This is a genomic window from Nonomuraea sp. NBC_00507, from assembly GCF_036013525.1.
Classification (GTDB): Bacteria; Actinomycetota; Actinomycetes; order Streptosporangiales; family Streptosporangiaceae; genus Nonomuraea.
Genome location: NZ_CP107853.1, coordinates 5820473 through 5846573, shown reverse-complemented (window position 1 = coordinate 5846573; position 26101 = coordinate 5820473). Strand labels below are relative to the sequence as shown.

Genomic DNA, 26101 nt, shown 5'->3' with positions numbered 1-26101 from the left:
CTCACTGGATTCCGGCCTCGGTGCACTTCGCGGCGAAGTCACCGGTGCACAGTTCCTCCTTGGTCACGTAACCGTCGGCCACCACGTCCTTGACGTTGTCGAAGTAGATGGCCTGGGGATCCATGAGCTCGGAAGGCACGTCCTGACCGGTCTCCGGGTCCTTGACACTCGAGGCGGCCGTGGGCTTCTCACCCTTGGCCAGCGCCACCGCGAGCTTGGCCGCAGCGTCGGCCTCCTTCTTGACCGCCTTGTAGACGGTCATGCACTGGTCACCCGCCAGGATGTTCTGCAGGCCCTGGACCGTGGCGTCCTGGCCGGTGACCGGCACCTTGCCGTTGAGGTTGTTCTTCTTCAGCACGGTGATGGCGGCGTTGCCCAGGCCGTCGTTGGCGGCCAGCACGCCGGCGATCTTCGGCTGCTCGGTCAGCATCTGCTCGAACAGCGTTCCTGCCTGGGTGTTGTCCCAGTCGGGCACCGACTGCTCGGGGCCCTTGACGTAGTCGCCGGAGTCGAACTTCGGCTTGAGCACCCCGTCGTAGCCGCTCTTGAACAGCGTCGCGTTGTTGTCGGTCGGCGAGCCGTTCAGGTAAGCCACGATCGGCTTTTCGGCCTTCTTGTCGGTCAGGCACTTGGTGAGGCCTTCGCCCTGAAGCGTGCCGACCTTGGTGTTGTCGAAGCTGACGTAGTAGGCGGCGCCGCCGCCGAGCGTCAGCCGGTCGTAGTCGATCGTCGGCACACCTTGAGACTTGGCCTTCTCGATGACCGTCTTGCCGGTGCCGCTGTCGAGGTTGACGATCATCAGAACGGTGGCGCCGTTCGTGATCATCTGGTCGGCGATGGTCTGGAACGCCGTCTTGTCGTTCTGGGCGTTCTGAATGTCGTACTGGACGCCGGCGGCCTTGAACGCCTCTTCCAGATACTTGCGGTCAGCCGTCTCCCACCGAGCGGACGACTTGCTGTCCGGCAGGATGACGCCGATCTTTCCCGCCTTGGCCGCGGGGGCCGATGCGGTCGACGTCGAAGTGGTCTGACCGCTATCGCCCCCGCAGGCGGTGAGACCGAGGGCGAGCGCGGCTGCCGCGGCGGTCAAGCTGAGGATCCCCTTGCGCATGGTGCAGGGTCCTTTCTTCCGGAGGGGCCCGGATGAATGTTGTTTGCGGCAACGTATTCCGGGACGGCCTGCTTTGGAAGAGGCTTGGGGCCGGGAGTTTGTTGTATCCGGTAACAATCCAGAAACGCCACCTCAATCTCCCCGACTCCTCCTCGCCACCTGTGCACCACCAGGACCTTCCTGGGACAATCCGGGCATGGCAGATCTCGTCGAGGTCGTGGACTACGACCGGGGCTGGCCGGCGCGGTTCGCCGCACTGGGCGCGGCGATGCGTTCCGCGCTCGGTGACGTCGCGGTGCGCATCGATCACATCGGGTCGACGTCCGTGCCCGGCCTGGCCGCCAAGCCGGTGATCGACATCCAGATCTCGGTACGGTCCTTCGAGCCGCTGGAGGCGTTCAAGGCTCCACTGGAACGCCTGGGGCTGGTGCATCGGGCGGGACTGTTCCGCGACTACCTGCGCGTCCACCCCGCTGCCGCGGCCGAGTTCGCCGAGGCGAAACGGCGCTGCGCGGAGCGCTTTCGCGACGAACGGGAGAAATACGTCGCGGCCAAGGAGCCGTACGTCTGGGACGTCGTGCGGCAGGCCGACACGTGGGCCCAGAGCATCGGCTGGCGACCCGGTCCCAGCGACGCGTGAGGCGTCCTCAGGGTGCCATGACCTGGCTGACCACGTTCTGCACGATCAACGCCGCCGCCGAGGCCGCCGCCACGACCAGGACGCCCGCACGCACCTTCCCGCCGTCGAGATAGCGCCGCAACGGCCCCGACACCAAGAAGCCCAGCACCATCGGCACGATGAGGATCGCCCCCGTCGTCAGCGCCCGGGACGGCAACTCATCCACCAGGGCCAGGATGGCCAGCGACTGCGCCGCGCTGAGGAAGAAGAACATCGCCAGCGTCGCGCGGATCTGCGGGCCCTTGGCGTTCTGATAGACCAGCGCGAGAGGCGGCCCGCCGATGCCCGTGGCGGTGCCGGTGATCCCCGACACGAAACCCGCCGACGTGATCGTCACACCGTTACGCGGCACGCTCAGCGCCCTTGCCGTCAGCGCCACCGCGACGAGCACCATGACGGCGACGAAAATGCCGCGCGTGTAGACAGAAACGTAGACAACTATGAGTGCGCCGAGGACGCTGCCAGGGATCCTGCCGAGCACCGCGAAACCCAGCCCGCGCCAGTCCACCTTCCGCCATTCGGCGGCCAGTGTGAACAGCGGCAACGTCATATTGACGACCTGAATCGCGCCCGGCATCAGCTCGGGATTGAGCAAGGTGAGCACGGGCGCTGCGACCAGGCCCAGGCCGAAACCTACGGCGCCCTGGACGGTCGCACCGACGAAAACCGCCAGACCGGCGAGAATCAGCACCAATGCGGCATTAGTCATGCACGAGAGTCAACCATCTTTACTCTCCGTTGCCATTCATACTGCGAACGTGACCGGATGAGTGTAGTGTCAGCCACCGATACAGACGTAGCCTCTGGTGTATGGCCACGAAGCCGAAAGCCACGACCATACGCGTCAGCGTCAAGACCAGAGACAGGATCGCAGCACTGGCGAAGAAGGCAGGTGAGCCCATGACCGCGATCATTGACCAGGCCATCAGGGAGATGGAGAAGAGGCACCGCTGGCAGCGGGTCGCGGAGCAGATGGAGGAGACACGACAAGAGGACCCGCAAGCCTGGGCGGACTACCTCGCAGAAAGCGAGCTGGTCCAAGGCCCGCCGCCACGCTCTTCCCGCATGGCACCCGAATGGGAAGGGCTCATCACGTTCCCCGAGGAGAGAGATGAGGGTGATTCAGGGCGAGATCTGGCTCGCTGAGCTAGGCGATCCAGTCGGTCGCGAGCAGGGTTTCCGCCGTCCTGTGTTGGTCGTCAGCAACGACGGATTCAACGCCGCCACGCCCGTCAAGATCATCGTCCCGCTGACTACGACCGAAAGGGGATGGGACAACCACATCCCCATCGGCTGCGAGGGCACGGGCCTGCAGAAGCCCAGCTGGGCCATGGTGGAGCACGTGCGGAGCGTGTCGCCTCAGCGATTCATGAAGAGGATCGGGATCGCCCCCGACGAGGTTGTCCGCGAGGTCACCGACTGGATCACGGACACGATGTAGGAATGTTGCCGCCCGGCGAAATAGTAGTTCGCCGGGTGGCACCCCCATCGTGCCACACGCCACTGATCGTTAAGCTGCCCATCGTGCAATCCCTCCCACTCAAGCGTGCCCTGACGCTCGTCGCGAGCCTGGCGATCGCCTGCGTACCCGCCCAGAGCGCCCAGGCGGCCCCAGTCGCTTTCCCCAAGAAGGCCGGCAAGCTGGCGATCACGTCATGCCCGGAGACGGCGATCAGTTCGGGAGGGATTCCGCGGACGCGGGAGTATCTCCAGGGCGTCGTGAAATGTCTGGACAAGTCGTGGGCGGCGTACTTCAAGCGGACGCGGTGGACGTTCCACAGGCCGGTCGTGCTCTACTTCGAGGAGCCCCAGAGCACCGTGTGCGGGGTGGCGTGGCCTGAGCACGCGGCGGCCTTCTACTGCACTGAGCGCGGCACGTTGGTGTTCCCGCTCACCGGGCGGTGGATCGAGGACAGGACTGATCTCTTTCCGTTCAAGGTGGCCGCCCATGAGTACGGGCATCATCTGCAGAGCCTCACCGGGGTGCGGGGCGCCTACGAAGTGCGGGTGCGGGCCGAGCCGGTGCGTCAGGACGAACTGAAACGGCGCTACGAGTTGCAGGCCGACTGCCTGGCCGGTGTGTTCCTGGGCAGCGCGTGGGGATCGCTGGACCGTACGGGGCGTGACTGGGAGACGCTCATCGATGCCACCCGGGCCAGCGGGGACGACGGCGATGATTACCGCAGCCATGGCAAGGGCGCCACCCGCGTCTACTGGCTCAAGCGGGGGTATCGGGCCCTCTCCCCGGCCGCCTGCGACACCTGGTCAGCGCCCACCGCGAAGGTCTCCTGACCGACGACTTCCACGCCGCCGCCACACGGCCGTGCCGCCGTGCCGCCGTGCCGCCCTGTCGCCGTGCCGCCGTGCATGAGGGTGCCGTTCAGTGGCCTCGTTGAACCGGTTAGTCGTCGCCTCGCCGGGCGGGTGTTCGTGCTGGATGGGGCCGCGGCGGCGACATGGGAGCGCTTCCAAACGCACGTCTCGAAAGCGTCACGGCTATTGACGGCATGGACATGCGGAATTTACGTTCGCGGTACTTATCCGGTTCAGCAGGTCGCGTGACCTGTGACTACTGAAGAGTGATCGCTCACCGGTCTCATAGGCGGAGCGTGCTTGCGTTACGTGTGGGAGCGCTCCCAGCAAACCCGGCACCAGCAGGCGCGGGGCCCGTCCGAGCCCGGCCCATCGGGGGTGTTGAAGCACACGTGCGAACCTTCGTGCCAGACGCGCGGAGGGAAGGAGAGAAGCGATGCGTAACCGGGCTCGGATCATGATTCCGCTCGTGGCGGCGGGCCTGCTCGCCACGGCCTGCACCGGCGGCGGATCCACGCCGACCCCGCCGGCCGGTCAGACACAGGGGAGCCAGGGCGCGGCGGCTCCTGCCAACCCCGATCAGCTGCCGCGTAGCGAGACGCTCTACACCACGGGCACGCAATGGGGTCCACCGGCCAACTTCAACCCGGTCAGGGAATGGGACTCGGCCGTGGGCACCAAGGGCCTGGTGTACGAGACGTTGTTCCACTACGACACCACCGCGGCCAAGCTCACCCCGTGGCTGGCCGAGAGCGGCTCGTGGACCGACGACTCCACCTATCAGGTCAAGCTGCGCCAGGGGATCAAGTGGTCCGACGGGCAGCCGCTGACCGCCAAGGACGTGGTGTTCTCGTTCGAGCTCGGCAAGATGGAGACGATCCCGTACCACAACCTGTGGACCTGGCTGAAGACCGTCGAGGCCGTTGACGACCAGACGGTGAAGTTCACCTTCTCCAAGGCCAACTACCAGCAGTGGGACTTCAACCTCTACGGCCGCACGATCGTGCCCGAGCACATCTGGAAGGGCCGCTCGGAGAAGGAGGTCCTGGACGGGGTCAACGAGAACCCGGTCGGCACCGGCGCGTACAAGTTCATGAGCAAGGACCAGGACCGCGTGGTGCTGCAGCGCCGCGACGACTGGTGGGGCAAGACGGCGCTGAACATGGAGCCCAAGCCCCGCTACATCGTGGACATCGCCACCCCGAGCAACGAGGTCGCGCTGGGCCTGCTGATGCAGAAGGGCCTGGACTTGTCCAACAACTTCCTGCCCGGCGTGGCGAACCTGGTCAAGGGCAACTTCGGCCTGACGACCTACTACGCCGAGCCGCCGTACCACCTGTCCGCCAACACCGCCTGGCTGGTGCCCAACAACACCAAGAAGCCGATGAACGACCCGGCCTTCCGCAAGGCGCTGGCCTCCTCCATCGACGTCAAGCAGATCGTCGAGGGCGTCTACGGCAATCTGGTCAAGGCCTCCAGCCCGACCGGCCTGCTGCCGCAGTGGGAGCAGTTCGTGGACCAGAACGTGGTCTCCTCGTCCGGGTTCGCGTTCGACGCCGCCAAGGGCAAGAAGCTGCTGTCGGACGCCGGCTACAAGGACACCGACGGCGACGGGTTCGTGGAGAACAAGGACGGCTCCAAGATGAACCTGACGCTCATCGTGCCGTCCGGCTGGACCGACTGGATGGAGTCGGCCCGGTCCATCGCGACCAGCGCCAAGGGCGCCGGCATCCAGATCACGCCGGACTTCCCCGACTTCAACGCGCTGGTCGAGAAGCGCGCCAAGGGCGACTACGACCTGCTCATCAACAACGAGCGGCAGCTGTCGAACTCGCCGTACACCTACTACGAGTACATGTTCCAGCTGCCGATCCAGAAGCAGCAGAACACGGTCAACTTCGCCCGTTACGAGAACAAGAAGGCCTGGGACCTGGTGCAGCAGCTCGACCAGGTCAAGACCGACGACGTCGAGGGCATGAAGAAGATCATCTCGCAGCTCCAGCAGATCCACCTGGACGACATGCCGGTGATCCCGCTCTGGTACAACGGCCTGTGGGCGCAGTCCAGCAACTCCGTGTGGAAGAACTGGCCGTCCGGCGCGGGCAGCGCTCCCAAGACCGGCGCCGTCATGTGGCGTAACTGGCTCGAACTCGGCGGTTTCGAGAGCCTCACCCAGCTCCAGCCCTCCGGCTCCTGATCGGCCCCTCGACCCCGCCAACCCCCTAGCCCCCCGCTCGCCGAGCGGGGGGCCTTCCCGGAGAGCCGCACGTGCGTCGTTATTTCGGCAGAAAACTCCTCATCTACGGATTGACCTTCTTCGTCGCGGTCACGGTCAACTGGATGATCCCGCGCTTCATGCCGGGTGACCCCGTCGCCAGCATGGTGGCCAGGGCCAACGTGACCAGGCCCGAGGCCGTGGAGGCCATGCGGGCCTACTACAACAACCTCTTCGGCTTCGACCAGCCGCTGTGGCAGCAGTATCTGAACTTCTGGGGCGCCCTGTTCAGGGGTGACTTCGGGCTGAGCATCTGGTTGTTCCCGACGCCGGTCAGCGACGTGATCATCAACGCGGTGCCGTACACGCTGGCGCTGATCGTCCCGTCGGTGCTGCTCAGCTGGGTGGTGGGCAACCAGTTCGGCGCGTACGCCGCCCGCCGCAAGCTCCTCGACAACACCGTGCTCCCGGTCGGGTACGTGTTGACGGCCATGCCGTACATGTGGCTGGCGGTGCTCCTGGCGTGGGCGCTCGGCGTGATCGGTGGCTTCTTCCCGGTCGCCGGCGGCTACAGCTTCTCGATGCGCCCCAACTGGTCGTGGACCTTCATGCTCGACCTGGTGCACCACTGGACGCTGCCGTTCCTGTCGTTGTTCCTGGTGGCGCTGGGCGGCTGGGCCATCGGCATGCGCAACATGATCATCTATGAGCTGGAGTCCGACTACTCCAACTACCTGTCGGCCCTCGGCGCCCCGTCCAGGCTGATCCGCAGGTACGCCTTCCGCAACGCCGTCCTGCCGCAGATCACCGGCCTGGCGCTGCAGCTGGGCGTATTGGTGGCCGGAGCGCTGGTCACCGAGATCGTCTTCGCCTACCCAGGCCTCGGCAGCCTCATTCTCAACGCCATCAAGAACAAGGACTTCTTCCTCCTGCAGGGCTCGTTCCTGTTCATCGTGCTCGGCGTGCTGATCGCCAACTTCATCATCGACATCGTCTACGTCGTGGTCGATCCGCGGACCAGGGCGGGAATGGCGGGTGCGCAGGCATGACGACGCTCCAGGAAGTCGCTCCGCGCGAGCGGGCCGGGGTGCGGCGCGAGGCGCTGTACTTCGCGGTGCGCAACGGCAAGCTGATGACCGGCCTCGGCATCGTGCTCGCGCTGCTCGTGCTGGGCCTGATCGGGCCGCTGTTCGTGGACGCCGCGCCCAACCAGTACGGCCCGAAGCCCATGAGCCCGCCCTCCGGCGACTATTGGCTCGGCACCAGCACGTTCGGCCAGGACATCTTCGCCCAGTTCGTGCACGGCCTGCGCAGCACCTTCGCGGTCGGCGTGATCGGCGGCGGCATCGCCGCGGTCATCGGCATGGTCGTCGGCTTCGTTGCCGGCTACCTCGGCGGCATCGTCGACGAGGTGCTCAACATGCTGACCAACATCATCCTGGTCATCCCGACCCTGGCCGTGCTGCTGATCATCAACGCGTACCTGGGCATCCGCAGTGTGGCCGTGCAGGGGCTGTTCATCGGGCTGACGCAGTGGCCGTGGGCGGCGCGGGCGATCAGGGCGCAGACGTTCTCGCTGCGGACGCGGGAGTTCGTGGACCTGGCCAGGATGAGCGGCTCGGGCACCGGGCGGATCATCGCCAGGGAGGTCGCGCCGAACATGAGCTCCTACCTGTTCATGACGTTCATCCTGCTGTTCGGCGGCTCGGTGCTCATCGCCTCCTCGCTGGACTTCATCGGCCTCGGCCCCACCGAGGGGGTCTCGCTGGGGTTGATGCTGCAGAACGCCACCCAGTGGAGCGCACTCCAGTTAGGCATGTGGTGGTGGTTCGTGCCGCCGGGCGCGGCCATCACGGCCATCGTGGGCGCCCTGTACGTGGCCAACGTCGGCCTCGACGAGGTCTTCAACCCGAAGCTGAGGGAGACATGAGCCTGCGGGTCAGCGAGCTGCGCGTGCACTACAGGACGCTGAAGGGCGAGGTACGCGCCCTCGACGGCATGTCCTTCGGCCTCGGCGACGGCGAGATCCTCGGCCTGGTCGGCGAGTCCGGCTGTGGCAAGAGCACGCTGGGCAAGAGCCTCATCCGCATGGACGGCCGCATGCACCACGTGGGCGGCCGCGTGGAGCTCGACGGCACGGAGCTGCCGATCGCCGACGACCGCAGGATGAACGACTTCCGCTTCAAGGAGGTCTCCCTCATCCCGCAGTACGCCATGAGCGCGCTCAACCCCACCCGCAAGATCCGCAGGATGGTGACCGAGCTGCTCAAGTCGCGGGGCGCGACCTTGGACACCGCGGAGCTGGAGCGCCGGATGGACCAGGTCGGGCTGCCTCGCGAGGTGCTCGACCGCTACCCGATCGAGCTGTCGGGCGGCATGAAGCAGCGCATGGTGATGGTCATCTCCACGCTGCTCGACCCGTCGCTGCTGATCGCCGACGAGGTCACCTCCGCGCTGGACGTCTCCACCCAGAAGGCCGTCGCCCGCGCCCTGCTCGGCTTCCGCGACAGCGGCTACGTCAAGAGCATGATCTTCGTCACCCACGACCTCGCGCTCACCCACCACATCGCCGACACGATCATGGTCATGTACGCGGGCAAGCTGGCCGAGAAGGCGCCCGCCGACGTGATCGTCAAAGCGCCGCGGCACCCGTACACGAGGCTGCTCCTGGACTCCCTGCCCGAGGTCGGCGTCCGGTACACCGAGCGCCGGCTGGAGGGCATCGCCGGCAGCCCGCCGTCGCTGCTGAACCCGCCCGCCGGTTGCCGCTTCCGCGATCGCTGCCCGATCGCCGGGGAGGAGTGCGCCGAGGAGCCGCCGGTGGTCGAGATCGCGCCCGCCCACCACGTCGCCTGCTGGAAGGCATGATGCTGAGACTCGACGACGTCACCAAGGAATTCAGGATCGGCGCCTTCGGCGGCAAGACCGTCGCGGCCGTGCGCAGCGTCAGCTTCGACGTCGTGCCCGGCGAGGTCGTCTCCCTGATCGGGGAGAGCGGCAGCGGCAAGAGCACGATCGGCCGCATGATCCTCGGGCTGAACCCGGTGACCAGCGGCTCGATCACGTTCGACGGGCGGCCGGTGCGCGGTGCCAAGGAGTACTACCGCCAAGTCCAGGGGATCTTCCAGGACCCGTTCAGCTCGTTCAACCCGGTATTCAAGGCCGACCGCGTGTTCGCCATGATCAAGGAGTCGTACTACCCGGCGGTGCCCGAGCAGGAGTGGGACGAGCGGGTGCGCGCCGCGCTGCGGGACGTGCGGCTCAATCCCGATCAGGTGCTCGGCAAGTATCCGCACCAGCTCAGCGGCGGTCAGCTGCAGCGCCTGCTCATCGCCCGGGCGCTGCTGCTGGACATCAAGCTGCTGGTGGCCGATGAGATCACCAGCATGCTGGACGCCTCCACCCGTATCGACGTGCTCAACCTCTTGGCCGAGCTGAAGACGAGGGGTCTCGGCGTGCTCTACATCACGCACGACCTGTCGCTCGGCAACTACCTCGCCGAGCGCACGGTGGTGCTGCGCAAGGGCGGCGTGGTGGAGATGGGGCTGACGGACAAGGTCTTCGGCGACCCGCTGCACCCGTACACGCGCGAGCTGCTGTCGGCGGTGCCGCGCCTGCACGAGGAGTGGGCCGACGCCGCGACCGTGGACAGCTGCCTCTACCACGAGCGCGGCGCGACCGGGGCCCTGTTGGAGGCCGAACCGGGGCATTTCGTGGCCTGCGCCCAGCTCGAAACCTGCTAAGGAGATCTACTTGACCTACCGTCCGCTGCACGACGGCTGGACCCTGTCGTCGCAGGACATCACGGGCGTGGCCGCGACCGTGCCCGGCTGCGTGCACACCGATCTGCTCGCGGCCGGGATCATCGACGACCCCTATCTCGACGACCACGAGCACCGGCTGGCCTGGATCGGCCGGACGGAATGGACCTACCGCACCACGTTCGCCTGGTCGCCGGACGAGCACGAGCGCACGGACCTGGTGTGCGAGGGCCTGGACACGGTCGCCTCGATCAAGCTCAACGGGGTGCGCGTCGGCAGCACGGCCAACCAGCATCGCTCCTACCGCTTTCCCGTCCGCCACCTGCTGCGAGACGGTGACAACGAGCTGACGGTGACCTTCGCTTCGGCCTACGCCTACGCCGAGGAGCGGCGGGCGGCGCTCGGGACGCGGCCGGGCGCCTACGACGAGCCCTATCCCTTCATCCGCAAGATGGCCTGCAACTTCGGCTGGGACTGGGGTCCCACGCTGGTCACGGCCGGGATCTGGCGGCCGATCGGGCTGGAGAGCTGGAGCGGCGCCCGACTGGCGGAGGTGCGCCCGCTGGCGCACGCGGACGGCACGGTGCACGTGCACGTCCGCGTCGAGCGGACCACCGAGGAGCCGCTCACGCTGTCCGCCGAGATCGCCGGGGTCACCGCGGAGCAACGCGTGGACGGGCGGGCCGCCGTGCTCTCGCTCCAGGTCTCCGACCCCCAGCCGTGGTGGCCACGCGGGTACGGCGACCAGCCCCTCTACGACCTGGCCGTCCGCCTCGGCGAGGACGTATGGCGAGGCAGGGTCGGGTTCCGGTCCGTGGAGCTGGAGCGTGAGGCGTTCAGGCTCGAGGTCAACGGCGTCCCGGTCTTCGTCAAGGGGGTCAACTGGATCCCCGACGACTGCTTCTCCTCCCGCGTCACCAGGGAACGCCTGGCCGAGCGGCTCGGGCAGGCCGTGGACGCGGGGGTCAACCTGCTGCGGGTCTGGGGCGGCGGCCTGTACGAGAGCGACGACTTCTACGACCTGGCCGACGAGCTGGGCCTGATGGTCTGGCAGGACTTCCCGTTCGCCTGCGCCGCCTACCCGGAGGAAGAGCCGTTCCGCTCCGAGGTGGCCGCGGAGGCCAGGGAGAACGTGTCCCGGCTCGCCCCGCACCCCAGTCTGGTGGTGTGGTGCGGCAACAACGAGAACCTGGAGGGCCACGCCGGCTGGGGCTGGCAGGAGCGGCTCGAGGGGCGCAGCTGGGGGGCGGGGTTCTACTACGACCTGCTCCCCGGGATCGTCGCCGAGCTCGACCCCACGCGCCCGTACTGGCCGGGCAGTCCTTACTCGGGCGCGCCCGGCCTGCCGCCGAACGACCCCGCGCGTGGCACGATCCACATCTGGGACGTCTGGAACCGCGAGGACTACTCCCGGTACGCCGCCTATCGGCCCCGGTTCGTGGCCGAGTTCGGCTTCCAGGGGCCGCCCGCGTACGCGACCCTGCGCCGGGCCTCCTCCGACGAGCCGCTGACGCCGGACTCCGCGCACCAGAAGGCGATCGACGGGCGCGCCAAGCTGCTGCGCGGGCTGGGCGAGCACCTGCCGCGGCCCGAGACGTTCGACGACTGGCACTACCTGACGCAGCTCAACCAGGCGCGGGCGGTGACGTTCGGCGTCGAGCGGTTCCGCTCGCTCATGCCCTGGACGATGGGCACGATCGTCTGGCAGCTCAACGACTGCTGGCCGGTGACGTCGTGGTCGGCCGTCGACGGCGACGGCCGACGCAAGCCGCTCTGGTACGCGCTGCGCCGCGCCTACGCCCACCGGCTGCTCACCGTGCAGGACGGCGAGCTTGCCCTGGTCAACGACCTGCCCGAGCCCTGGTCGGGTGAGCTGCAGCTGGTCCGGCAGAGCCTGTCGGGCGAGCCTCTGGCCAAGGAGGTCGTGGCCGTGCACGTGGCCCCCCGGTCGGTGACCAAGGTGACGCTGCCGGAGCCGGTCGCCGTGCCCGACGACCCGGCGCGGGAGCTGCTCGCCGCCCGGCTGGGCCACGTCCGCGCGGTGCGCTTCTACGCCGAGGACACCGCCGTGGCGTTGCCCGACGCGGCCTACGACGCCTACGTCGAGCGCTCGTCCGGCGGCTACCGGGTGATCGTGACCGCGATCAGCCTGCTGCGCGAGCTCGCGATCTTCCCCGACCGGCTCGACCCGGACGCGACCGTGGACGACCAGCTCGTCACCCTGCTGCCGGGCGAGAGCGCGGTCTTCCAGGTCACCACGGCCAGGGATCTGGACGCCGGGGCGTTGACGAGCTTTCCCGTGCTGCGGTGCGTGAACGAGGTCAGACCCTGAACTCCTCGGTGCGGTGCGCGTACGCGGGCACCGCGGCCCGCATCGCGTCGGTGACGACCGGCGGCGGCAGCGGCGCGATGTCGCGTTCGTGGAAGCGCAGCACGTCCTCGCCGCCGGCGTACAACTCGCGCACCGCCCGCAGGCAGGGGCCCACGACATGGGGATCGGTGATGCGCCGGCCTCCCCCGCAGCCGCCGTAGCGGTCGTAGAGCACCTCGTACATGAGGGACGGCGAGAAGATCACCAGCTCGGGCAGCGGGTCGAGGGCGGCGACCCGCTCGGCGGGCACCACCCGGCAGGGTGACCCGGCCCGGGCGCGCACGGCCAGCACGTGCAGCTCCCACTGCAGGTAGGCGGTGATCGGGAACTCCACCACCCGCACCCGCCAGACCGGCACGCGGCTGCGGAAGTAATCCTCCAGCGGCCCGGCCATGCGCTCGGCCAGGGCCAGCGAGCCCGCCCAGTCACCGTCCATCATGGCCCGCCAGCTCGCCACGTCCGGCTCGTAGAACACCTGGGCGCGCTCCAGCTTCCACATCGACTCGGTGCGTGCGGCGTGGTCGCGGTCGAATCGGGACTGATAGTCCGGCACGTCCAGGTCGAGCCCGTCGGCGTGCGCGACGGCGGCGAACGGGTTGGCCGGAGTGCCCTCGGTCATGCGGCGTCCCTTTCGCGTTTTAAGGCCCGCCCAGATCATCAGTTCAGCCCTCGACAGGGTCAAGGCCCAAAACCGACCTGGACGGGTCTCAGCGGCGATAGTGGAAACGCCGGTGGATCAGGCTGAAGACCATCGCGCCCACGAACAGCGCGAACAGCACCTTGAAGATGCCGAGCCCGAAGATCAGGCTCAGCACCATGAGCCCGAACAGCACGCCGACGAACGGGTGCGGGCCCCGGTGATGCTGCCGCCTCGGGTGCCCGTGGCGGTGCCACTGCCGCCGCATCTCCCTGTGCGCCTGGCGCATGTCGCCATGGGCCTGCCGCATGGCCTCGACCTGGTAGCGGTTCGCCATCATCGAGGCGCGCCAGTCGTCCATGGCGTGCTGCGGGGTGGGCTGGTGCCCGGGCAGGTCGGCCGTGATCTGCGTCAGGTCCCGGCCGGTCTTGGCGGTCAGCGTCCGGTCGAGCCGCTCGTCGAGCTCCTCGTGGGTCAGGCGGCCCTGCGCGAAGTGCTCACGCAGGGCGGCCATCGTCTGCTCACGCTCGGCATCGCCGATGCGCAGGTCGTCACGCTCCATACCCGACTCCTCGGTCCCCGTAGCCCGGTCACTCCTCGCCCGGTTCGTCGTCTGCCAGGATCTGGTAGAGCTTGCGCCGGGTCTCTACCAAAGTCTTACGCGCTTCCCGGATTTGTGCGTCGTTTCCGGTTTGGAGAATTTGCATCATCGCGAAGGCCGACTGGCGGGCGATGTGCCAGAGATCGGCGGTGTTGTCGTCGATGTCCGGGCGCATCTCGTCCCACGGGGCGCGGACCTCGTCGGCGTGCGCCTCGATGTAATTGCGGCCTTCGTCGGTGAGGCGGAAGGTCTTGCGGCCTTCGCTCTCCGCCGAGACCACCAGGCCCTCGTCGGTGAGCTGCTGCAGCGCCGGGTAGACGGCGCCAGGGCTGGGCTTCCAGCCGCCCTCGCTGCGCTCGGCGATCTCCTGGATGATCTGGTAGCCGTTGCGCGGCTCCTCGGCGAGCAGGGCCAGGATCGCGGCGCGTACGTCGCCCCGCTTGGCCTTGCGGCCCCTGCCGCCCCAGCCGCGGTGACCGCCCCACGGCCCGCCGGGGCCGCCCCAGGGACCGCCCCGCCCGAAGTCGAACGGGAACGGCCCGGGACCGCGCCGCGGGCCGCGCTCCCGGTGCTCGTGGTGGTGGTGCCGGCCACCCATCTGCTCGAAGGCCTCAGACAAGGTCTTGAACGCCTCACGGGCTGCCTGCTTGGCCTCGCGGGCCGCCTGACGGTACTCATGTGCGCCGGGCCAGGGCCCTCCTGCTGCTTGTGCGGAACTCATAGGTTTCCCCCTATATCGTGATCTGTTCTCGATGCGTCAAAGATATATCGATAGTGTGTCGTTCGCAAGCGCAGACCAAGAGTGATCCAGATCACGAAAAAGTTGCGGAATCCGGGAACAGGATTGGGGAGAGGGTCGTTGTTCAGAGCAGACGAGGTCGTTTCGCGTCGGCAGGGCTGGGGGGTGCTGTCGCCGCGGAGACGACCTCGTCTGCGTTTCCGGGGCATGCTTCGCCGTGTCCGGCCCCGCTTCAGCGCGTAAAGGGCTTCTTTGCCGTACAGTCCCGATCATGATGGGGCACACGCATGCGTTGACCGGGGCCATCGCCTGGTTGGGGCTGGCGCCGCCGCTGGCGGCGCTGCCGCTGCTGACCGAGTCCTCGCGGTTCATCGAGACAGGGATCATGGCGGGCGCGTTAGGCCCAGCCGAGCTGATCGCGGGCGCCGTGGTCTGTGCGGGCGCCGCGATGCTGCCCGACCTCGACCACCCGAGCGCGACCATCGCCCAGACGTTCGGTCCGGTCACGTGGGGGCTCAGCAAGGCCGTGTCGTGGATCAGCGGCGGGCACCGCGGCGCCACGCACTCGCTGGCCTTCGCCGTGGCGATGGGGTTCGGGGCGCACTGGCTGGCCAACACCTATCCCATCGGCCGCGACATCATGGTCGTGCTGCTCATCGGTCTCGCGCTGCGTGCGGTGGGCATCGGCATCCCGGGGAACAAGATGGGGTCCGCCATGATCAACGTCGGGCTGACCGCCGGGCTCTACGCCGTCTTCCTGTCGCTGTCCGTCGGATACGCGTGGCTGGGGCTGGCCGTGGCGATCGGCTGCCTGATGCATGTGGTGGGCGACTGCATGACCGAACGGGGCTGTCCGGTGTTATGGCCGTTGGGCGCGAGGTTCCTGCTGCCGTGGAAGATCGGCATCAAGACGGGCAAGACGTTCGAGCAGAAGATCCTGGCGCCGATCCTGTCGGTCGCGATCATCGGCCTGCTGTTCTGGCGCCTGGCGCCCGTTTAACTTGATGTCGAGATACTCTAGAGATATCTTGACGTCGAGACATCTGCGCCGCAGTACTCCGGGCCTGCGAGTTAGGTTTACCTAACATGCATGCTCCTCCGGGAGTGCGGCAGGATTTGGTCTGGAACCCTGTCTGATGGAGGAGGCGAATCACCGTGTCCGCGAACAGCTTCGGCAGCCGTGACACGCTACGCGTCGGCGACGCGTCTTACGAGATTTTCCGGCTGGATGCCGTCGAGGGCGCCGCACGCCTCCCGTACAGCCTGAAGATCCTGCTGGAAAACCTCCTTCGCACCGAGGACGGCGCCAACATCACCGCCGACCACATCCGGGCGCTGGGATCGTGGGACCCCAAGGCGACGCCGAGCGTGGAGATCCAGTTCACGCCCGCGCGGGTGATCATGCAGGACTTCACCGGCGTGCCGTGTGTGGTCGACCTGGCCACCATGCGTGAGGCCGTCCGCGACCTCGGCGGCGACCCGGCCCGGATCAACCCGCTCGCGCCTGCCGAGATGGTCATCGACCACTCGGTCATCGTCGACTTCTTCGGCCACCCCGACGCCTTCCAGCGCAACGTGGAGCGGGAGTACGAGCGCAACCGCGAGCGTTACCAGTTCCTGCGCTGGGGCCAGACGGCCTTCGACGAGTTCAAGGTCGTGCCGCCCGGCACCGGCATCGTCCACCAGGTCAACATCGAGCACCTGGCCCGCGTGGTCATGACCCGCGACGGCAAGGCCTATCCCGACACCTGCGTCGGCACCGACTCCCACACCACCATGGAAAACGGCATCGGCGTCCTCGGCTGGGGCGTCGGCGGCATCGAGGCCGAGGCCGCGATGCTCGGCCAGCCGATCTCCATGCTGATCCCGCGGGTGGTCGGCTTCAAGCTCAACGGCCAGCTCCCGGCCGGCGCCACCGCCACCGACCTGGTCCTGACGATCACCGAGATCCTGCGCAAGCACGGCGTGGTCGGCAAGTTCGTGGAGTTCTACGGCGAGGGCGTGGCGTCCGTGCCGCTGGCCGACCGGGCCACGATCGGCAACATGAGCCCCGAGTTCGGCTCCACCTGCGCCATCTTCCCGATCGACGGCCAGACCGTCGACTACCTGCGGCTGACCGGGCGCAGCGAGGAGCAGATCGCGCTCGTCGAGGCGTACGCCAAGACGCAGGGTCTCTGGCTCGACCACTCCGCGCCCGAGCCGGAGTTCTCCGAATACATCGAGCTCGACCTGGCCACCGTCGTGCCGTCCATCGCCGGGCCCAAGCGCCCGCAGGACCGCATCGCGCTGTCGGCCGCCAAGAGCACCTGGCGCCACGACGTGCAGAACTACGTGGCCGACGGGGATGAGGAGGGCGAGGAGTCGTTCCCCGCCTCCGACGCGCCCGCCTCCAACGCCGCGGCCAACGGCGGCCGGCCGCACAAGCCGGTCCCGGTCACGATGGCCGACGGCACGTCGTTCGAGATCGACCACGGCATCGTCTCGATCGCCGCGATCACCTCGTGCACCAACACCTCCAACCCCTTCGTCATGCTCGGCGCGGCGCTGCTGGCCCGCAACGCCGTCGACAAGGGCCTGACCCGCAAGCCGTGGGTCAAGACCTCGCTGGCTCCCGGGTCGCAGGTGGTCACCGGCTACTTCGAGCGTTCCGGGCTGCAGCCCTACCTCGACAAGATCGGCTTCAACCTGGTCGGCTACGGGTGCACTACCTGCATCGGCAACTCGGGGCCGCTGCCGACGGAGATCTCCGAGGCCATCCAGGCCAACGACCTCGCGGTCACGGCCGTGCTTTCGGGCAACCGCAACTTCGAGGGCCGCATCAACCCCGACGTCAAGATGAACTACCTGGCCTCGCCGCCGCTCGTGGTGGCGTACGCGCTGGCCGGGACCATGGACATCGACCTCGACACCGAGCCGCTCGGCCTCGGCACCGACGGCGAGCCGGTCTACCTCAAGGACATCTGGCCGTCGCCGGAGGAGATCTCCGCCGTGGTCAACTCCTCCATCGGCCGCGACATGTTCGAGCGTGACTACGCCGACGTGTTCAAGGGCGACGACCACTGGCGCTCGCTGCCGATCCCGACAGGCAACACCTTCGAGTGGGACCCGGACTCGACCTACGTCCGCAAGGCGCCCTACTTCGACGGCATGCCGGAGAAGCCGGAGCCGGTCACGGACATCGCCGGCGCCCGCGTGCTGGTCAAGGTCGGCGACTCGGTCACCACCGACCACATCTCGCCGGCCGGCTCCATCAAGGCCGGCACCCCGGCCGCGCAATACCTGCAGGCCAACGGAGTCGAGGTCAAGGACTTCAACTCCTACGGCTCGCGGCGCGGCAACCACGAGGTGATGATCAGGGGCACGTTCGCCAACATCCGCCTGCGCAACCAGATCGCCCCCGGCACCGAGGGCGGCTACACCCGCGACTTCACCCAGCCCGAGAGCCCGGTGTCGTTCATCTACGACGCCTCGGTCAACTACGCGGCCGCGGGGACGCCGCTGGTGGTGCTGGCGGGCAAGGAATACGGCTCGGGCTCCTCGCGCGACTGGGCGGCCAAGGGCACGGCGCTGCTGGGCGTGCGGGCGGTCATCGCGGAGTCCTACGAGCGCATCCACCGCTCCAACCTGATCGGCATGGGCGTGCTGCCGCTGCAGTTCCCCGAGGGCGCCTCGGCCGCATCCCTGGGGCTGACCGGCGAGGAGACGTTCGACATCACGGGCGTCGAGGAGCTCAACAAGGGCGGCATCCCGCAGACGGTGCACGTCAAGGCGGGCGATGTCGAGTTCGACGCGGTGGTCCGCATCGACACGCCCGGCGAGGCCGACTACTACCGGCACGGCGGCATCATGCAGTACGTGCTGCGTTCGCTGCTCGCCAAGTAGATCTTCCGCGCCCGTCCGGTCATGAGCCGGGCGGGAGCCGGGAGCCCTTGGCAGTTTCGTCGAGCCGGGGGTGGGGCGCGATCCTCACGCGCCCGTATCGGGGGAACCACCCGACACATGAGAGCCGCCCGGCGGGAAACCCCCGCCGGGCGGCTTTCGCGTTGTCGGGGGCAGCCGGCCGTGTCGAACGTCACAAGGCTCCGATGGGTTTCGGTCCGACCGGCAGAACCGGCCGATCGTCCGGCACAGACGCTTCAACGATCACTTTGGTTTACCTCCACATCACCGGAATATTGCGAATTTGATGACAAATGGGTTGCGGTCCCGACAGAATGCGGAGCCATCCAGCGTCTACCGCAACTGGAGGAAACCCCCTATGCGTAGACCCCTTGGGGTACTCGCCGGCTTCGTGAGCCTGGCCGCGCTCTGCGTCCCGGTCACAGCGGCCGAGGCCGCAACGGCGTCGGAGGCAGCCAGGTGCCGCGTCAGCGTGGCCAAGCCCCGGCTCAACAGCGCATTGAAGATCGAATCCTTTGCCGCCCGCCGCGGCTGTTTCTCATCCGCGCTGCTGCGCATCCGGATCAAGCGCGCCGTCCCCGGCCGCGACCCCGTGGTCAAGAGCGGGGCCACCAGGAACGGCCGCGTCAAGGTCGCGGTGGCCTGCGAGCCCGGCGTCTACTACGCCCTCGCCACCGACCTCCGCGGCCGTACCATCGCCAAGTCCAGGGCGGCCAGGTTGTCCTGCTCCCCGGACAGCAGGAGCACTCCCACCCCGACGCCGTCGAGCTCCCCCACCGCGACACCTTCGACGGGGGCGGTGGGCACGGCCGAGGAGAACGAGGTCGTCCGGCTGACCAACGCCGAGCGGGCCAAGGGCGGCTGCGGACCGCTCAAGCACGACCCGCAGCTGCGTGCCGCCGCCTTTGGCCACTCCGAGGACATGGCGAAGAACAACTACTTCGACCACACCTCCAGGGACGGCCGCAGCTTCACCGACCGGATCAAGGCGGCCGGGTTCACGGGAGGATCGGCCTGGGCCGAGAACATCGCCTTCGGCCAGCCCTCGCCCGCCTCCGTGGTCCAGGGCTGGATGAACAGCCCGGGTCACCGCGCCAATATCATGAACTGCCGGTTCAACCTGATCGGCGTCGGGGCGGCCAAGAACTCCCAGGGCCGGATCTACTGGACCCAGGACTTCGCGGCCCGGTAAAGCGCTAGGCCACCCACCGCCTCTCCCTGCGGCCCGATCCGCGCCTCGGGCCGCGGGAAGGCGGTGCGGTACGCCGAGACGCCGAGCACGTCGTCAACCCATTTCTTCAAGTTTGCGGCCCTTGGTCTCCCTGACGTATTTGGCCACGAACAAGAACGACAGCAGCGCGAACAGCGCGTACCCGGCGTACGTGAGTGGCAGGTTCCACGCCGACAGGGCCGGGAACGACACCGTGATCGCCCAGTTGGCGATCCACTGGGCCGCGGCGGCGAGACCCAGGGCTGCGGCGCGGATACGGTTGGGGAACATCTCACCGAGCAGCACCCACACCACCACGCCCCACGACAGCGCGAAGAACAACACGAACACGTTGGCCGCGATCAGCGCGATCGGCCCCTGCGGGTCCGGCAAGGAGACCGCGCCATCGGCGACCCTGGCCGCGCTGAACGCCCACGCCGCGGTGGCCAGCGAGACCGCCATCCCGGCCGAGCCGATCATGAGCAGCGGCCTGCGGCCGATCTTGTCCACGAGCGAGATCGCGATGAACGTTCCGATGATGTTGATGATCGAGCTGGAGAAGCTGATCAGCAGGGAGTCGGCCTGGTTGATGCCTACCGACTGCCACAACACGGTCGAGTAGTAGAAGATCACGTTGATGCCGACGAACTGTTGGAAGACCGACAGGGCGATGCCAATCCAGACGATCGGCAGCAGCCCGAGCGCAGGCCCGCGCAGGTCCTTCACGCCCGGCAGGCGCTGGGTCCGCAACACGTGCTGGATCTCCGAGATCCGCTCGTCGATGTCCACGCCGTCGCCCTCGACCTCGGCCAGCACCTCGCGTGCCCGCCTGGTGCGCCCTCTCATGACGAGGTAGCGGGGCGACTCGGGGATGTTCAGGGCGAACAGCAGATACAGCAGGGCCGGCACCGCACAGGCGCCCAGCATCCACTGCCACGCCTGCAGCGGCCCCAGGTGGTTGTTCACGTCGCCGCCGGCCCGCCAGGCGATCAGGTAGTTGACCAGCTGCGAGACCGCGATGCCGAGCACGATGGCCAGCTGCTGGAGGGAGCCGAGCCGGCCCCGGTAGGCCGCCGGGGCCACCTCTGCGATGTACGCGGGCGCCAGGACCGAGGCCATGCCGATCGCGAAGCCCGCCATCACCCGCCACACCGCGAGATCCCAGATCGCGAACGGCAACATCTGCCCGATCGAGCTCACCGCGAACAGCAGCGCCGCCACCTGCATGGACCTGGTGCGCCCCAGCCGATCGGCCAACCGGCCACCCGTCCACGCGCCCGCGGCGGACCCGAGCAGCGCGATGGCCACCACGAACCCGATCTCGACCGGCCCGACGCCGAAGTGCCTGCGGATCCCGACGACCGCGCCGTTGATGACGGCGCTGTCATACCCGAACAGGAACCCGCCCATGGCCGCGGCGGCCGTGATGAAGAGCACGTGGCCCAGGTGCTCGTGGTGCGTGCGCTGAGACGTCATGCGGGTTCCTCCCCTGGGGGTCGGGACATACCCGCACGTCAGCGACATATCGCTCGGCTTACCCAAGCTTTACAGCCGCGGGTCCACCGGCTCCGACTCCAGGGCCAGCACGGCGAAGACCGGCTCGTGCACCCGCCAGGCCGACTCGCCGTCCGCCAGCCGCGACAGCGCCTCCAGGCCCAGTGCGTACTCGCGCAGCGCCAGCGAGCGCTTCTTGCCGAGGAAACGCCTGCGCAGCACGTCGAGCGACTCGGTGTAGTCGGGACCGTAGATGATCCGCAGATACTCGCGTCCGCGGACCTTGACCCCGGGCTGCACCCGGCCGGGCGCGTACGCGGACGGCTTGACCACCATGCCCTCGCCGCCCGCCGCCGTCATCGACTCCCACCAGGCGGTCGCCTCGGCCCTGGACTCCGGAGAGCCGAGGTCGACGAACACGTGGCGGGTCGGGGCGATCAGCGGCGAGTCGAGCAGCGCCAGCGTGCTCAGGTGCCAGGCGTGCGGCTCCAGCGCCGTGGCCCGGCCCTCGCAGGCGAGGATCTGGAACGGCGCCAGCTTGACACCCTCCAGCCCGTCGACCGGCCAGCAGTAACGGGCATAGGCCTCGCGGAACAGGGCAGCGTTGTGCGAGCGGCGGCGGGTGCGGTCCAGCAGATCGCCCACATCCAGCCCGCGCTCGGCCGCCGCCTCCAGGGCCCGCACCGCCTCGGGCAGCGCGGCGCGGGCGGCCGCGCCGACGGAGGCGTACTGGCTCCTGATGAGGTCGCCGGCCTTGGCGGACCAGGGCAGCAGCTCGCAGTCGAGCACCACCCAGTCGGAGCCGAGTTCGGCCCACAGCGGCTCGCAGGCCGCCCGCAGCCGTTCGACGAGCGGCCCCGTGTCGGCGAAGAACGGCCGCCCGGTGCGCGTGTAGACGGCGCCGGCGCTACCGTCGCTCACCCCGAACCGGGCCGCGGCCGCCTCCGGGGTCCTGGCCAGCACGGCGACGGCCCGCGAGCCCATGTGCTTCTCCTCGCACACGACCTCGCGCACCCCGGCGGCGGCGAACTCCTCGAACGCCTCGTGCGGGTGCTCCAGGTAGCCGTCGAGCCGGGAGGTCTCCGGCGGGGCCATGGTGGGCGGCAGGTAGACCAGCCAGCGCGGGTCCACCGCGAAGCGGCTCATGACCTCCAGGGCCGCGGCCGCGTTTTCCTCCAGGACCTTCACCCGGGCGCCGAACCTGGTCTCGACGTGGCGGGTGCCGATCACGTCGTTGACGTCCAGCATGCCCGGGTCGCGGACGCCCGCGCCGAGCGGCTTCGTCGGCTCGTACCAGACCTTCTCCGCCGGGATCTGGACGATCTGGCGCTCGGGGTAACGCAGCGCGGTCAGGTGGCCGCCGAAGACGCAGCCGGTGTCGAGGCAGATCGTGTTGTTGATCCACTCGGGCCGGAGCGTGGGCGTGTGGCCGTAGACGACCATGGCGCGGCCACGGTATTCCTCGGCCCACGGCAGGCGGACCGGCAGGCCGTATTCGTCGGTCTCGCCGGTGGTGTCGCCGTACAGGGCGAACGAGCGCACCCGCTTGGAGGCCCGCCCGTGGTAGGCCTCCTTGAGCCCGGCGTGCGCCACCACGAGCCGGCCGCCGTCCAGGCGGTAGTGGCTGAGCAGGCCGTCCATGAACCGCTTGGCCCGCTCGACGAACTCGGGCGGCTGGGCGCCGAGCTGGTCGAGCGACTCCTGCAGGCCATGGGTGACCTTGACGTTGCGGCCGTTCAGCGCGCGCACCAGCTTCTGCTCGTGGTTGCCCGCCACGCAGATCGCGGTGCCCGCCTCGACCATGTCCATCACCAGGCGCAGCACTCCTGGCGCGTCGGGGCCGCGGTCCACCAGGTCGCCGACGAACACCGCGGTCCGGCCATCCGGGTGCCTGACACCCTCCCAGCCGAGCTCGCGCAGCAGGGTCTCCAGCTCCGCGCGGCAACCGTGCACGTCGCCGATGACGTCGAACGGGCCGGTCAGCTCGGTCAGGTCCGACCACGCCTTCTCGTACGTGATCATCGCGTCGTCGATCTCGTCGAGGCCGCGCAGCACGTGGACCTTCCTGAAGCCGTCGCCGGAGATCTTGCCGAGCGAGCGGCGCAGGTCCTTGCGCTGGCGGATCACCACGCCGGGGCCGAAGTCGCGGTCGGGCCGGACGGCGTTGCGCTCGATGGCCACCTCCTCCGGCACGTCGAGGACGATCGCGTCGGCCAGCACGTCGTGTTTCCTCGCCAGGTCGATGAGGCTCTTGCGGGCGGTGTACTGGACGTTGGTGGCGTCGACCACGGTGAACAGGCCCCTGGACAGGCGCACGCCGACGATGTGGTGCAGCAGGTCGAACGCGGCGGGGGTGGCCGCCTGGTCGTTCTCGTCGTCGGAGACCAGGCCGCGGCAGAAGTCGGAGGAGATGACCTGCGTCGGCTTGAAGTGCTTGCGTGCGAACGTGGACTTGCCACTGCCGGAGACGCCGACCAGCACCACGAGGGACAGCTCAGGAACGCTGATCACGGGTGAACACTCCCATCTGGGTCGGCGGGCCGACCTCGGGGTCGTCGTCGCCGACCGGCTCGAACGCGACCTGGTAGTCGTGCTCGGCGGCCACCCGGGTCGCCCAGGCGGCGAACTCGGCGCGGGTCCACTCGAAGCGGTGGTCGGGGTGGCGCAGGCCGGTCAGGAACTCATAGCGGACGTTGTGCTCGATGTTGGGCGTGGTGACGAGCACGTGGGCGGGCTTGGCGTGGCCGAACACGACCCGTTCGAGCGCGGTCAGGCGGGGTGGGTCGACGTGCTCGATCACCTCCATGAGCACGGCGGCGTCGTAGCCCTTGAGCCGCTTGTCGGTGTAGGTGAGCGCGCCCTGGAACAGGGTGAGGCGGGCGCGCCTGGCGTCGGGCATGCGGTCCAGGCGGAGCTTGCGTGCGGCGATGGTGAGCGCCATCGACGAGACGTCCATGCCGGCGACCCTGGCGAACCTGGAGCTGGCCAGCAACGCACCGACCAGCTCGCCCTGGCCGCAGCCCAGGTCGATCACACTGACCGCGCCGAGCTCTTCGAGCTTGGCCAGCACGGCTTCCCGTCGCCGGACGCTGAGCGACTTGCCCTTGGACTCGCTCCCCTCGGTCCCCGCCACCTCGGCCGCGGCATCTGGCGCGCTCACGCCCTCCACACGCGCGCCACCGATGAGCGCGTCCTGCGCGAGCACGCCGGTCGCGGCGGGCGCGTAGGGCGCGGTGGGCGCGTCCGCGTAGGATGCGGCGGGTGCCGTGGTTGTGGCGTGGGCCTCGGCCTCGGCGGCGGCCATCTCGTCGGCGGCGGTCTCCTCCGGCGGCGCGTCCTCCGCGACCGCGGGCTCCAGTTGCTCCTCCGTCTCGTCGCCGAGCTCGGCCAGCCGGGTCAGCGCGGTGCGGGCCAGGGCCCAGCGCCGGCCCAGGTAGCGCCGGGTGATCAGCCCGCGTTCCGGGTGCCCGCGCAGCCAGCCCTCACCGGCCCTGATCAGCTTGTCCACCTCGTCGGGCGCGATCCAGTAGTGCTTGCCGTCGTCGAGCACGGGCAGCAGCACATAGAGGTGGTTGAGCGCGTCGGACAGGCGGGCCGCGCCGCGCAGGGTGAGCCGGACATAGCGCGACTCGCCCCACTCCGGGAAACCCTCGTCGAGCGGGAGCGGCTGCGCCTCGACCTCCCAGCCGAGCGGCTCGAACAACCGCCGCGCCAGGTCGGGCCCACCCCGGCAGGGCAGCGCGGGCAACCTCAGCTCCAGCGGCAGTGCCTGGCCGGGAAGCTCGGGCCGGGCCTTGCACCGGCCCGCCCGCGCGGTGCGGAACACGTCTCCCAGCGCCACGGCCAGCAGCGAGGACGCGGCGTAGGGGCGGTCGTTGACGTATTGCGACAGGCTGAAGTCGGGCGAACCCTTGCCGCGCGACCTGACCAGCGCGATCGGGTCGACCTCCAGCAGGAGCGCCGCCGTGCACCGCTCCTCGCCCGCCTCCGGGTAGAACACCCTGGCCGTGCCGAACGACTGGCTGAACTCCTGCACGCGCCCGGGATGCTTGTGCAGGAGAAAACCCAGGTCGGTGGCAGGGCTCGCGGTAGTCGTGATCGTCAGCAGCACGCCCCCAGTTTGCCGCAACCCCGCGAACCTCCGCCAACGATTACTTACACGTGCGGGAGCACCTCGGCCGCGATCAGCTCCAGGTGCTCGAGGTCGCCCAGATCCAGGATCTGCAGGTAGACCCGCTCGGCGCCCAGCTCGGCGAACTTCCCGATCTTCTCGAGCACCTCGGCGGGCGTGCCGGCCAGGCCGTTCTCCCGCAGCGTGCCGGGGTTCTCGCCGACCGCGGCCGCGCGCCGCTCGACCTCGGCCCGGTCGCGGCCCACGATGGCGGTCTGCGCGAGCGAGCAGACCAGGCTGCGCCCGGTGCTCTCGCAGGCCTCGCGCACCCGGCCGAACGCCTCGGCCGTGTCGGTCAGCGTGCGGAACGGCACGTTGTACTCATCCGCGTACGTCGCCGCCAGCCGAGGCGTGCGCTTGGCGCCGAACCCCCCGATGATGATCGGCGGCCGGGGCTGCTGCACCGGCTTCGGCAGCGCGGGCGAGTCGGCGACCCGGTAGTACCTGCCCTCGAACGAGAAGGTCTTCTCCGCGGTCCACAGGCCGGTGATGATCTCGAGCTGCTCCTCGAACCGCCCGAACCGTTCGTTCTGCGGCGGGAACGGAATGCCGTACGCCGCGTGCTCGGTATCGAACCAGCCGGCGCCGAAGCCCAGCTCGACCCGGCCGCCGCTCATCTGGTCGACCTGCGCGACGCTGATCGCCAGGGGCCCGGGAAGCCGGAACGTGGCCGGCGTCACGAGCGTGCCCAGCCGGATCCGGGAGGTCTCCCTGGCCAGGCCGGCCAGCGTGATCCACGCGTCGGTGGAGCCGGGGCCCGGGTCGCCGGGGCCGATGCGCTGGTAGTGGTCAGAGCGGAAGAAAGCGTCAAAGCCCAACCGTTCGGCGGCCTGGGCGACGCTAAGCAGGTCGTCATATGTCGCGCCCTGCTGGGGCTCGGTGAAGATCCGTAGCTTCAT

The 26101-nt window shown here is 68.8% G+C and carries 22 protein-coding genes; 13 read left to right on the top strand and 9 right to left on the bottom strand.

Going from position 1 to position 26101, the window contains the following annotated elements:
• Position 1 precedes the first annotated feature (1 nt).
• Entirely contained in the window at positions 2-1111 is a 1110-nt protein-coding gene (locus OHA25_RS28365) for a sugar ABC transporter substrate-binding protein (RefSeq protein WP_305922624.1), read from the bottom strand.
• 196 nt (positions 1112-1307) lie between these two features.
• Here OHA25_RS28365 and OHA25_RS28360 point away from each other — a divergent pair, with 196 nt between their 5' ends.
• Positions 1308-1751 carry a GrpB family protein gene (locus OHA25_RS28360; protein WP_327590494.1) on the top strand — a complete coding sequence of 148 codons (444 nt, stop codon included), beginning with the start codon at positions 1308-1310 and terminating at the stop codon, positions 1749-1751.
• Between the two features lie 7 nt (positions 1752-1758).
• Here OHA25_RS28360 and OHA25_RS28355 read toward each other — a convergent pair whose 3' ends face one another.
• The gene (locus OHA25_RS28355) at positions 1759-2499 is read right to left on the bottom strand and encodes a sulfite exporter TauE/SafE family protein (protein WP_327590493.1); all 741 of its coding nucleotides are present in this window, start codon (positions 2497-2499) and stop codon (positions 1759-1761) included.
• A gap of 101 nt (positions 2500-2600) precedes the next feature.
• On the opposite strand from OHA25_RS28355, the gene OHA25_RS28350 reads away from it, so the two are divergent.
• The 9 genes from OHA25_RS28350 to OHA25_RS28310 all read left to right on the top strand — a co-directional run bounded on the left by OHA25_RS28350 (position 2601) and on the right by OHA25_RS28310 (position 12411).
• On the top strand, positions 2601-2936 hold the full coding sequence (locus OHA25_RS28350) for a hypothetical protein (RefSeq protein WP_327590492.1): 336 nt from the start codon (positions 2601-2603) through the stop codon (positions 2934-2936).
• Positions 2902-3231: a type II toxin-antitoxin system PemK/MazF family toxin gene (locus OHA25_RS28345; RefSeq protein WP_327590491.1), complete on the top strand. Its 330-nt coding sequence runs from the start codon at positions 2902-2904 to the stop codon at positions 3229-3231. The genes OHA25_RS28350 and OHA25_RS28345 overlap by 35 nt, the downstream gene beginning before the upstream one ends.
• Before the next feature lie 83 nt (positions 3232-3314).
• Positions 3315-4082, top strand: coding sequence for a neutral zinc metallopeptidase (locus OHA25_RS28340; RefSeq protein WP_327590490.1), 768 nt, complete (start codon positions 3315-3317; stop codon positions 4080-4082).
• Positions 4083-4539: 457 nt separating this feature from the next.
• Complete coding sequence (locus OHA25_RS28335) at positions 4540-6300, top strand: ABC transporter substrate-binding protein (RefSeq protein WP_327590489.1); 1761 nt, start codon at positions 4540-4542, stop codon at positions 6298-6300.
• A 71-nt stretch (positions 6301-6371) separates the two neighbouring features.
• The gene (locus tag OHA25_RS28330) at positions 6372-7367 is read left to right on the top strand and encodes an ABC transporter permease (RefSeq protein WP_305922415.1); all 996 of its coding nucleotides are present in this window, start codon (positions 6372-6374) and stop codon (positions 7365-7367) included.
• Positions 7364-8248, top strand: a complete 885-nt coding sequence (locus OHA25_RS28325; protein WP_327590488.1) for an ABC transporter permease — start codon at positions 7364-7366, stop codon at positions 8246-8248. Before OHA25_RS28330 ends, OHA25_RS28325 begins: the two co-directional genes overlap by 4 nt.
• The gene (locus OHA25_RS28320) at positions 8245-9186 is read left to right on the top strand and encodes an ABC transporter ATP-binding protein (protein WP_327590487.1); all 942 of its coding nucleotides are present in this window, start codon (positions 8245-8247) and stop codon (positions 9184-9186) included. The genes OHA25_RS28325 and OHA25_RS28320 overlap by 4 nt, the downstream gene beginning before the upstream one ends.
• Positions 9186-10061 (top strand): ABC transporter ATP-binding protein, encoded by an 876-nt coding sequence (locus OHA25_RS28315; RefSeq protein ID WP_327591055.1) that lies wholly within the window; start codon positions 9186-9188, stop codon positions 10059-10061. Before OHA25_RS28320 ends, OHA25_RS28315 begins: the two co-directional genes overlap by 1 nt.
• Before the next feature lie 10 nt (positions 10062-10071).
• Positions 10072-12411: a glycoside hydrolase family 2 protein gene (locus OHA25_RS28310; protein ID WP_327590486.1), complete on the top strand. Its 2340-nt coding sequence runs from the start codon at positions 10072-10074 to the stop codon at positions 12409-12411.
• Here the strand turns inward: OHA25_RS28310 and OHA25_RS28305 are convergent.
• The 3 genes from OHA25_RS28305 to OHA25_RS28295 all read right to left on the bottom strand — a co-directional run bounded on the left by OHA25_RS28305 (position 12401) and on the right by OHA25_RS28295 (position 14409).
• On the bottom strand, positions 12401-13069 hold the full coding sequence (locus tag OHA25_RS28305) for a DUF6879 family protein (RefSeq protein ID WP_327590485.1): 669 nt from the start codon (positions 13067-13069) through the stop codon (positions 12401-12403). The two genes, OHA25_RS28310 and OHA25_RS28305, sit on opposite strands and share 11 nt — an antisense overlap.
• Positions 13070-13157: 88 nt before the next feature.
• Entirely contained in the window at positions 13158-13649 is a 492-nt protein-coding gene (locus OHA25_RS28300; protein ID WP_327590484.1) for a DUF1707 SHOCT-like domain-containing protein, read from the bottom strand.
• A 28-nt stretch (positions 13650-13677) separates the two neighbouring features.
• On the bottom strand, positions 13678-14409 hold the full coding sequence (locus tag OHA25_RS28295; protein WP_327590483.1) for a PadR family transcriptional regulator: 732 nt from the start codon (positions 14407-14409) through the stop codon (positions 13678-13680).
• 289 nt (positions 14410-14698) lie between these two features.
• Here OHA25_RS28295 and OHA25_RS28290 point away from each other — a divergent pair, with 289 nt between their 5' ends.
• The 3 genes from OHA25_RS28290 (at position 14699) to OHA25_RS28280 (ending at position 19519) form a co-directional block, all read left to right on the top strand.
• Positions 14699-15427 (top strand): metal-dependent hydrolase, encoded by a 729-nt coding sequence (locus OHA25_RS28290; RefSeq protein WP_327590482.1) that lies wholly within the window; start codon positions 14699-14701, stop codon positions 15425-15427.
• Positions 15428-15582: 155 nt separating this feature from the next.
• Entirely contained in the window at positions 15583-18309 is a 2727-nt protein-coding gene (gene acnA, locus OHA25_RS28285) for an aconitate hydratase AcnA (protein ID WP_327590481.1), read from the top strand.
• A gap of 376 nt (positions 18310-18685) precedes the next feature.
• Entirely contained in the window at positions 18686-19519 is an 834-nt protein-coding gene (locus OHA25_RS28280) for a CAP domain-containing protein (protein ID WP_327590480.1), read from the top strand.
• A gap of 93 nt (positions 19520-19612) precedes the next feature.
• On the opposite strand, the gene OHA25_RS28275 is transcribed toward OHA25_RS28280, so the two are convergent.
• From OHA25_RS28275 to OHA25_RS28260, 4 genes are all read right to left on the bottom strand, one after another.
• Positions 19613-21013 carry a sugar porter family MFS transporter gene (locus OHA25_RS28275; RefSeq protein WP_327590479.1) on the bottom strand — a complete coding sequence of 467 codons (1401 nt, stop codon included), beginning with the start codon at positions 21011-21013 and terminating at the stop codon, positions 19613-19615.
• A 69-nt stretch (positions 21014-21082) separates the two neighbouring features.
• Positions 21083-23542 carry a polynucleotide kinase-phosphatase gene (locus OHA25_RS28270; protein ID WP_327590478.1) on the bottom strand — a complete coding sequence of 820 codons (2460 nt, stop codon included), beginning with the start codon at positions 23540-23542 and terminating at the stop codon, positions 21083-21085.
• Positions 23526-25142 carry a 3' terminal RNA ribose 2'-O-methyltransferase Hen1 gene (locus tag OHA25_RS28265; protein ID WP_327590477.1) on the bottom strand — a complete coding sequence of 539 codons (1617 nt, stop codon included), beginning with the start codon at positions 25140-25142 and terminating at the stop codon, positions 23526-23528. The genes OHA25_RS28270 and OHA25_RS28265 overlap by 17 nt, the downstream gene beginning before the upstream one ends.
• A 44-nt stretch (positions 25143-25186) precedes the next feature.
• Positions 25187-26101, bottom strand: coding sequence for an LLM class F420-dependent oxidoreductase (locus OHA25_RS28260; protein ID WP_327590476.1), 915 nt, complete (start codon positions 26099-26101; stop codon positions 25187-25189).